Origin of the sequence: Acinetobacter sp. V2 (assembly GCF_001188385.1) — a bacterium.
In the GTDB taxonomy this organism is placed as follows: Bacteria; Pseudomonadota; Gammaproteobacteria; order Pseudomonadales; family Moraxellaceae; genus Acinetobacter; species Acinetobacter oleivorans.
Window position 1 is genome coordinate 917286 of record NZ_JZFB01000001.1, and the last position, 9173, is coordinate 926458.

Consider the following 9173-nt stretch of genomic DNA (forward strand, 5'->3'; position numbering starts at 1 on the left):
TAATTAATAATTGCAGATACTTCACTATATGGATTGAGCTGCAATGGAAACACGTATGGGAAAACACGGCCATCCGTAGAATCTGTACGCCCATGATTAATAGTAATCAAGGGTAATTTATCTTTTGTTGAACGCTCCAAAGTTGCATAAGCGATACCGACAGATAAAGGGTTGGTTGCAGCAGCAGGCGCTCCATTTAAACCATTCTTCAAACGCTCATAGCATTCTACCCCCTTTTCTACTACGTACTCGGTTTCACACTCAGACCATACCAGCTTCACGCCATTCACACCGCCTTTGGCATTGACGGATTTCATGTAGTCAATAAAGCCCCCGAAAAAGCCCGTTCCCCCAGCCGCGTAAGGGCCAACCCGATAACTCTGTAACGGGAAATACTGGGCATTTTTATCAGACAATTGTGTTTGCTGCTCAGTTGCGGCTTGTTGTTTTTGCTCAGGTGGATTTTGTTTGTCTTTTTTCGTGACAAACACAATAGCGACTAAAGCGATGGCAATAACCACTAGCCAAAACCACAAGGATTTAAATAACTTCATAAATTAATCTCTAAATAAACAGACAAAAGTGTTGTTAAAACAATTAGTAACGTAATGGCCATTTTCTTAATCTGTGATACAAATTACGTAGTAAACGGCTTAATCCTTCTGGTTCCTTGATCAAGAAGTAAATGATCAAAGCCCCGAAAATAATTTTTTGTAGATTCTGTAGTAGTGCTTGATCGATAGCCTGTCCGAAAACAACTTGCCCCAAAACACTCAATAAAATAGGCAACAGCACAATAAATGCGGCGCCCAAAAAGCTGCCAGTTAGGCTGCCTAATCCACCAATAATGATGATGAATAGAATTTGAAATGATCGATTAAGATCTAGCCCATCTGCTTCAATGGTTCCAAGATAAGCAAAAGCCCAAAGTGCCCCCGCAATACCGAGATAAAATGAACTGATCGCAAAGGCCAGTAATTTAGTCTGGCTCACTGGAATGCCAATGGTGATTGCCGCAGTTTCCATATCTCGTACAGCACGAAAATTACGACCATATTGACTATTGATCAGGTTGCGAGCCAAAGCAGTGAGAACCACAACAATACTTAAGGTCAATAAATAGTGCCCGACTGGGCTATTTATGGAATAACCCAATATTTCCATACGAGGAGCAGTAATCACCCCCGAAGCATTATTGTTAGTAAACCAGCCATACTGTGTGAATAACCACGGTATGAAAAACTGTGCGGCCAAGGTAGAAACAATTAAATAAAAGCCTTTAATTCGAAGACTTGGTAGACCAACCACCACCCCAGTTAAAGCAGCAATTACACCGCCCAAAAAAATGTTGACCAGTAATGGCAACTGAGGAATTCGCAGCTCTAAGTTATAAGTTGCAAATGCGCCCACTGCCATAAAAGCTGCGGCACCTAATGAAAGTTGCCCGGTATAACCTGTCAGAATATTGAGTCCCAACCCGGCAAGTGCCAAAACTAGAAAAGGGACTAAAATGGCATTAAATAAGTAATCTGGTCCAACAAATGGAACGAAAAGAAAGGCAATCAATAGTGCAAAAATAAATAAAATACGATGCTCTTTAAGCCGAAAAATGCGTTTCTCATCTTGATATTGCTGTACGTACTGTCTTGCTTGGCTAAATAAAAACATGGCTTATACCCTCGTCACTTGTTTCTGACCAAACAAACCAGTTGGGTATACCAATAAAAAGAGAATCGCCAATACATATGGAAACCAGTTTTCAATTCCCGAACCAATAATGCCGCCTAAATAAATCTCCGCTAGTTTCTCTGTGGCTCCCACAATCAAGCCCGCTAAAATTGCACCTGCAATCGAAGTAAAACCACCAATAATCAGTACAGGTAAAGCCTTTAGTACCACCAATGAAAGTGAGAATTGAACACCTAAACGTGCGCCCCACAACAAACCAGCGACTAATGCAACAAACCCTGCCACTGTCCAGACTAATATCCAGATATGATTTAAACGGATCCCCACAGATTGTGCGGCTAAAGGATCATCAGCAACCGCACGTAGTGAAATGCCAAAGCGAGTTTTACTAAATAAAAGAGATAAAATAATGACCAATGTTCCAGCAATACTTGTTGCGAACAGATCAAACTTGCTCAGCATAATGCCAAAGAAATTGATGGGTGAATCAGAAATTCCCAGATCTAATCCATGAACCTGTGTTCCCCATACAGTTTGAGCTAATCCCTCAATGACATAACTCAAACCCAGAGTTGCCATAAACAATGTAATGACAGAGCGATTAATTAAATGTTTTAAAATCAATGCATCGATCAGTAGTACCAGCACAAAAATGACAAATAGCGTAATAATAAAAGCCACCACAAATGGAATACCACGTTCAGTTAAATTGACAAAAGTTAAAGCTGAAAATAAAACCAAAGAACCTTGTGCAAAATTAAAAACACCCGATGCCCGATAAATCAAAACAAACCCTATGGCAACCAAGGAATACATGACACCTGCCAACGTACCCCCTAGCAAGACTTCTAGAAAAAATGACATATAAAAACTAACCTCTTATTTTTTAATTTATTTGTATATGCTCAATGCGCTTCAAGCGCTTGAATCCCTAAATATGCGTTCAGCACTTCGGGATGTTCTTGAATTTGTTGTGGAGTGCCTTCTGCAATCTTTTTGCCATAGTCCAGCACCACAATATGGTCGGAAATATCCATCACGACAGCCAAATCATGCTCAATCATGAAAATGGTTATATCCAACTGTTGATTTATCTTTTGAATAAACTTGGCAATACTTCGTTTTTCAGCATGGTTCATTCCAGCCATTGGCTCATCTAAAAGCAGAAACTGAGGTTCTGCTGCCAATGCTCTTGCCAACTCCACACGTTTTTGTAAACCATAAGACAACGAGCTAACCAATTGGTCTCGGTATTCTTGTAGATTCAACAGTTTTAAAATTTCTTCAGCTTTAAAACGCTGTAAATCATCATTTTTTTGAGTGCTTGGTAAAGACAATAATGCACCTAGCAATGAGTGACGACTTTTTAATACTCGTCCAGTTAAGACATTGTCCAATACCGACATTTGCTTGAAGAGTGCTAAATTTTGAAATGTGCGCGCAATTCCTAAATAGGGTGCATGCTTTGCCTTATAGTGATGCAAAACCTGACCAGCAAAAATGATCTGACCAGATTGCGGCTGATAAATGCCATTAATAATATTAATTACTGAACTTTTGCCGGCCCCATTGGGACCAATTAAAGAATAAATCTCCCCCTCTCTCACCTCTAAGCTAAGCTGCTTGAGCACTTGTGAAGAGCCAAAAGATAAATCAATCGCCTTAAGTTCTAGCAATACCACAGATGATATGGACATATATTTCCCTTCTTAAGTTATTGTTGTTATGGGTAAAGAATGAAGCTGCGAATTGTCCAATTGGGTACTTTGCCATTCGGCATATTCTCCCCATTCGTGTAACTTCACACCTAAACTTTGATAAAAATTTCGTGTTGCAAGCGTTACAGGCTGCCCCACTGTTAAAGCCACTTTAAGATGTGAAAAACCCAACTCTTCTAAAATGACTTGCTTAAATAAGGCAAAGCTCAACTTATCAATCAAAGATAATTTTTCTTCATTTTTCTGTTTTTGAAGTGCGTGCTGGTAATGTTTGGCAAGCCATTTATCACTTGGTAAGCGGTTATAAATTAACTGCTCAACACGGGCATAGGTTTCATTGGTCCCTAAAATCAATGTTGGCGAAATAATCTGTCTATCCTGATCGCGAGTATTTAAGGTCTCAGGAATATTTAAGTTAAAACCTGCAAGTAGCCATGATGACCATAGATAACGAATGTGCCCAACACTTGAAAAAGCACGCGTAACAAATGCTTCCTCATGATGATCTAAGTGGTGGTTTTGAACTAAATGTTTGGCCTCTGCAATCAAATCTTGATGAGAATATTGCACTCTTAGTCGTTGATTAGATTCAATCCGTTCAAAGCTAAAAGCAATTTGTGTAGGTTCGAGCTGAGTCTTTTTAAAATCAATACGATATTTCTCATTGGAACTTTTTAATAATTTATCGACAAATACAACATAGTCATATTCAAATGTACTTAATTTGCTTTGTTCAATATAAAAAATATAAATTGGGTGATAACGTAATGTCTCAATTGAAACAAGCTGCTCTAGCTCTTCTACGAGAATATAATCTGGTTTTAAAATCGCAAGGTGTCGTAAAAAGTCTTCTGTTTTTAATGTATCAACACTTTGGTCAATCAATTGAACTTCGCCACCTAAAGCCTGTATAGCCAGACTAATAGCAACTACATCAATATTCGGAGCACTGACAATAAGAAAAGTTTGCTTGTTTTGAAAACCATACTCATAAAGCGCAGACGCGTATCTTTCGCTAAGTTCTAGTAAATTTTTCCATGACCAGTGCTGCCACAGACCTAGCTTTTTATGTCTTAATGCAATTGCATCTGGACGTGCTGTTGCGTGGTATGCCAACAGTGAAATAAGACTTTTCGAATAATCTGACATTTTTGCAATACCCCCCTCATAACGTCGATTGCTAAACGATGAGATAAAAAAATATTGCTGTTATATTTCAATTTACATGCCAAATATTTTTACAATTATTTTCAATAAGTTATAAAAATATCTTTCTCTATCTGTGCATAAAAGTGATCGTTTATTGTTGAATAACTGTTTTTCAGGCAACAGTTATTACTTGGTTACAAAGAGACATTTTTAGAGAAATCTCAAGAACAAATTTTGATTGATACTTTTGATTTTCATAATAGCTCTTCTTCGCTTTAAAAGAGCTATTATGATTTTTATCAATATTTTAGCTAAATATTTAACTAAACCACAAAGAAACCATGTGTTCCATCTGTATTTAATTGGGCAACTAATCCATATTCCCACTCTAAATAGTCTTGCATAGCTTGGATAGAATTATCCGTTCCTTCATAGGGGCGTTTATACCGATCTATACGGGGTGATAAGTACACATGTTTATCAGTTTCCAAAACATAGGTTTTTGCCCATGCCTGATTACCGCCTTCCAAGACATAAACATTTTCTGAAATTTTGGCTTGAAGAGCAGATACAGCATATTGTGCTAACAGACTAGTACCACAAGTCACAACAATTTTATGATTTGTTGGAATTTTTTTCTCATTAAACAGTCGTTCAATATCTGCTTTTAATACCCATTGAGCAGTAGGAATATGCCCTTTTTGATAGTTTGCACTAGTTGTAAAATCCAGAATAGTGACTTCTTCACCGACATCTAACCATGCTTGCAATTGTTCAGGTGTGATCCGATGTTTTATATGCAATAACGGAACAACTGGTTTCCATCCTCCTTGCTCGGTAAATATTGTCTGAAAATCTGCATCGAGTACGTAGACATCCCAATTCATTTGCGCCAACCAAGAGGCAGTCATATAAGCACGGACGAGTTGATCATCAATGAGTACAATTCTGGCACCGCGTACACTCGCATAATGATCAGTTTCCTGAACTAGTTGCCCACCACCAATCCAACGGCTATGGGGTAAATGCGCTTGTATATACTCTTCTTCTGACCGTACATCAAAAACATAGGTGGTATGTTCACTCTGTTGTTGGAACAGTTGTAGTTGTTCCAAACTAATCGTTTTCACACCAGCCTGCTGGGTTAATTGTTTGGCATTCTCCAATACATCTGATGGATTATTTTTATTAGCAAAATTAGTATATTGTTGCTGTTGTCCTAAAGCTAATTGTTGCTGTGCCAATGTCCAACCAATCGTACCGTTACGTAAAGCATAGACTTCATGTCCAATCTTGGCATTAATCAATGACTGTGTACCAATTAAACTACGTGTACGCCCCGCACAATTCACAATAATTTTAGTATTTTCATCTTTAACAATATTTTTAGCATGGAGTACTAATTCAGCACCAGGTACGCTGATACCACCTGGAATACTCATGGTTTGATATTCATCAAAACGACGAGCGTCCAGAATGACAATGTTTTCCTGATCATCAATTAATTTTTTGACTTCTTGAGCTGACAGTGACGGCGTTCCTTTATGATGTTCAACAAATTCACCAAAGGCTTTACTTGCCGAATTGACATCAATAAAAATTTCACCGCCTGCATCTTTCCAGCCTTGTAAACCACCATCCAATAATGAAATCTGCTGATAGCCTAATGCTTGTAACTGTTGATAGGCACGTTCTGCCAAGCCCTCACCATTGTCATAAATAACAATATCAGTAGACAGACGAGGTATTCGATTGAGAATTTCTACTTCAAATTTGGAAAGAGAAATATTGGCAGCAAACAAAGGATGGCCTTGAGCATATGGATCTTCTTCACGTACATCAATTAGTGCGATTTCTTGACCAGCCAATAGCTTTTTGCGGATATCTTGATAAGTTTGAATATTGGTTGTCATATTAATGTTCCTGATTTGAATAACCTGAAATAAAACGCTTTGCTGTGCCATCTAAAGCAAAGGTATAGCGTTCTACTTTGCCAATATCTGCACCATAAATGTGAATGCTAATCGAAACCTGATCGGACAGCGCATTACTCACTTGATGCACATCACCCAAGGCTGGAGTAAAAAAATCAATTTCGCCAACTTTTAAATGATCTGGTTTACCTGTGATCTCAAAATGCCCTAATGCATTTCTTTGGTAGCGCTGTGAGATTTCTTCACCTTGCAGGACACCAACGACTCCCCAAACTTCATGATTATGGATTGGTGTAGTTTGTCCCTTATCCCATACAAAACTGACAATTGAAAAATGATCTTCCGGATCGCGATATAATAAAAACTGTTGATAGCGTTCAGGGTTCGGTTGCCGATAAGAGCTTGGCAACCAATCATTTAAATGCAGCAATCTACGAAACTCTGGAATAAAAGATTGTATGAGATCAACATCTTCTAATTGCTGTGAAATTCCATATTCAATTCTTTCAATCAACGGCTGGAGTACTTGTTGCAACTGACTCATCTTTATTTTTGCTCCACTTTAAAACCAGTATCAAATGAAGATGTCACATCAAACTTTTTATCAATCAGCTTATATTTGGTATAAAAATCAGCAGTTCCTTGAGAAACTTTGATCACTTCATTATCGATCGGCTCCCAAGAGGCATTACGGCGTTTAAAAGCTTTGATTCCCACATCTTCTGGTAGTCCAGTGATTTTGGCATAAGCTTTACCAAACTCATCTCCGTGTTGTCCTGCCCAAGCTTGAGACTCTTTTAAACGATAGATGAAATCTTGAATTGCCACACGTTTGCTCTGATCCTTTAAAGATTTATCCGTGGCTGCTAAAAAGGTATAACCTGAATACAAACCACGGCCATTAACCACAACACGAAAATGATCCTTGAGCTCAGCATATGCCGTATATGGATCCCATACCACCCAAGCATCTACTGAACCATTGGCAACAGCTAATTTTCCATCGGCAGGCGGTAAAAATTTAAACGTCACATCTTCAGGCTTCAGACCTTGCTGTTCTAGGGCCTTTAAAGTTAAAAGATGACTAATTGAGCCTTTATTAAATGCTAAACTTTTACCCTTTAAATCTTTGGCAGACTTAATTGGACTATTTTGCGGCACTAAAATAGCGACTGGATATGGATCTGCTTTATAGACGGCAATAGCCTTAGCTGTTCCTCCATTAGAATTGGCAAATATAAAAGGTGCATCACCCAAGTAACCAATATCAATCGCATCTACTTTTAATGCTTCTGCAACTGGTGCAGCAGCTGGAAATTCATACCAATTGATTTTATATGAGATATTTTTTAAAGCACCAGATGCTTCAAGCTGTGCACGCATATTGCCTTTTTGATCACCAATATTGAGCACAACCTGCCCCTTATTTGCTTTAACTTCAGATGCCTGAGCATGTTCAGGTGAAGTCTCTTTTTTTGTACAACCGACTAAAATTGCTGTTGTAAAAACACCCAATAAAATTTTGCCATAGTGATTCATTATTGTTTCCTTTCTAATTAGGCTGAGATCAGCTGTTGCTGTTGATCATATTTTTCTGTTTTTTCACGGATTTGAGGCAATAGCTCTCGCCCATAATCAATTGCGTCCTGAACAGGATCAAACCCACGTATCAATACGCTATGAATGCCGAGTTTGTAATATTGCAAAATAGACTCCGCAACTTGTTCTGGGGTCCCGACTAATGCTGTAGAGTTATAACTGCCTTGAACTAAAGAAGTAATACCAGTCCATAAATTGGTATCTAAACGTTCGCCTTGACCCGCTGCTGCAAGTAAACGTTGCCCACCCGTACTTTGTGGTTTTTTTCTGGCAGCTTGTAAGCCAAAATTTTCTAATTGTTTTTTAGATAATTGATAAATTTCTTGCGCTTTTTCCCAAGCTAGGGACTCACTATCAGCAATAATTGGGCGAAATGAAATGTTGTAATCAAGTTGGCGCTCATGTTGTGCTGCCAACTGATTTAGTGTTTCAACCTGCTCTTGGGCCCCCGCTAGAGGCTCTCCCCAAAGCGCAAAAACATCAACCTGCTTTGCGGCAACTTGTAAAGCTTCTATTGAAGAACCGCCAAAATAAATGGGTAAGTGTGTTTGGAGTGGTTTAATTTCAGAATAAGCATCTACTACATGATAATAATCACCTTCATAGCTAAAAGGTTCTTGGCTATACCATGTTTTTTGTACAACTTCGATGAACTCGGCACTACGTGCGTAGCGTTCTTGTTTATTTAAAAAATCTCCATCTTTTTTCTGATCGATATCACTCCCGCCAGAAATAACATGTAGTGCTAAACGTCCATCCGTCAGCTGATCTAAGGTTGCCAATTTACGAGCTGCCAATGTTGGAGAAACAAAGCCCGGACGATGTGCTAGTAAAAATTTTATTTTAGACGTATGTGCAGCAGCATAGGCTGTCACTAAAAAACCATCAGCTTGATCAGACCAATAGCCACATAGAATACGGTCAAAACCAGCCTGTTCATGTGCCTGAGCAATTTTGACAATATAGTTTTTATCAAAAGTTTTCGTCGCTGGAATAATTTCAGATGCCTCACGGTGCCAAATCATTCCTAAAATTTGAATTGCCATATTTAAACCCGATGTATTTTTTATAAGAATACGGCAGG

Annotated in this window: 9 protein-coding genes; all 9 read right to left on the reverse strand. The window is 38.5% G+C overall.

What is annotated here, in order from left to right:
• On the reverse strand, window positions 1-554 hold a 554-nt coding region (locus tag UC75_RS20145; protein WP_228137079.1), incomplete at its 3' end, for an ABC transporter substrate-binding protein.
• Window positions 555-597: 43 nt separating this feature from the next.
• On the reverse strand, window positions 598-1668 hold the full coding sequence (locus UC75_RS04140) for a branched-chain amino acid ABC transporter permease (RefSeq protein WP_049836801.1): 1071 nt from the start codon (window positions 1666-1668) through the stop codon (window positions 598-600).
• 3 nt (window positions 1669-1671) lie between these two features.
• Window positions 1672-2553 (reverse strand): branched-chain amino acid ABC transporter permease, encoded by an 882-nt coding sequence (locus UC75_RS04145; protein WP_049836802.1) that lies wholly within the window; start codon window positions 2551-2553, stop codon window positions 1672-1674.
• Window positions 2554-2594: 41 nt separating this feature from the next.
• Window positions 2595-3386, reverse strand: a complete 792-nt coding sequence (locus tag UC75_RS04150; RefSeq protein WP_049836803.1) for an ABC transporter ATP-binding protein — start codon at window positions 3384-3386, stop codon at window positions 2595-2597.
• 12 nt (window positions 3387-3398) lie between these two features.
• Window positions 3399-4556 (reverse strand): AMP-binding protein, encoded by a 1158-nt coding sequence (locus tag UC75_RS04155; RefSeq protein ID WP_049836804.1) that lies wholly within the window; start codon window positions 4554-4556, stop codon window positions 3399-3401.
• A 323-nt stretch (window positions 4557-4879) separates the two neighbouring features.
• The gene (locus tag UC75_RS04160; RefSeq protein ID WP_049836805.1) at window positions 4880-6469 is read right to left on the reverse strand and encodes a rhodanese-like domain-containing protein; all 1590 of its coding nucleotides are present in this window, start codon (window positions 6467-6469) and stop codon (window positions 4880-4882) included.
• Window position 6470: 1 nt separating this feature from the next.
• On the reverse strand, window positions 6471-7034 hold the full coding sequence (locus UC75_RS04165) for a cysteine dioxygenase (protein ID WP_049836806.1): 564 nt from the start codon (window positions 7032-7034) through the stop codon (window positions 6471-6473).
• Between the two features lie 2 nt (window positions 7035-7036).
• Window positions 7037-8029 carry an ABC transporter substrate-binding protein gene (locus tag UC75_RS04170; protein WP_049836807.1) on the reverse strand — a complete coding sequence of 331 codons (993 nt, stop codon included), beginning with the start codon at window positions 8027-8029 and terminating at the stop codon, window positions 7037-7039.
• A gap of 17 nt (window positions 8030-8046) precedes the next feature.
• The coding region (locus UC75_RS04175) for an LLM class flavin-dependent oxidoreductase (protein WP_228137080.1) at window positions 8047-9173 on the reverse strand (1127 nt) is incomplete at its 5' end.